The following is a 628-nucleotide window of genomic DNA, read 5'->3' on the forward strand; positions in this document are numbered from 1 at the left end:
CCGGTAGTAACGGTTTGATCGCCTTTGTACACATCATCCGGGGCCACAACCGAAACAGTGCCGCTCGATTGGTCCACACCGATGGTGATGACTTGTTTGTTATCCAGGGTGATAGTCAGCGGGCCGGTGGTGTTCAGCACCGGTGTGCCGTTTTTATCCACAAGCGTGGCGGTGTAGACGATCTGGCCGCCTTCGCCCACGGTTTTACCGGTGTGCCGTTTTTATCCACAAGCGTGGCGGTGTAGACGATCTGGCCGCCTTCGCCCACGGTTTTAGTGGCCGTCAGGACCACATCAACCTTGTCGATGGTGTCGTTGATGGTGGTAGTGGCGCCATTGCCTGCTACCACGAGCTTCTCGAAGTTACCGCCAGCGGTGTCGGTGATCTGGACAGTCTGGGTGCTCTTGTCGATGAATACGTCATCGCCTGGAGCGTCCACCGTCACGGTACCGACGGTTTCACCGGCCTTGATGGTGATGGTTTGCTTGTTATCGAGTGTCAGGGTGACGTCAGTGTCAGCCTTGTTGCTCAAGGTGGCGGTGTAAGTGATCTTGCCGCCTTCGTTGACGGCGCTTGGCGCGGTCAGGGTGACGGTGGTGGTGTTATCGGTGCCCGGTGTATCCGTCAC

2 protein-coding genes are annotated in these 628 nt (G+C 57.6%); both read right to left on the reverse strand.

Annotated features, from left to right (window positions below):
* Positions 1-200, reverse strand: a 200-nt coding sequence (locus tag AO268_RS33505) for an immunoglobulin-like domain-containing protein (protein ID WP_306474121.1), incomplete at its 3' end; no start/stop codon positions are given.
* A partial coding sequence (locus tag AO268_RS04680) for an immunoglobulin-like domain-containing protein (RefSeq protein WP_257154340.1) occupies positions 134-628 on the reverse strand: 495 nt, incomplete at its 5' end. The genes AO268_RS04680 and AO268_RS33505, both read right to left, overlap by 67 nt.

Origin of the sequence: Pseudomonas sp. ICMP 8385 (genome assembly GCF_002699915.1) — a bacterium.
Lineage (GTDB): Bacteria > Pseudomonadota > Gammaproteobacteria > Pseudomonadales > Pseudomonadaceae > Aquipseudomonas > Aquipseudomonas gessardii.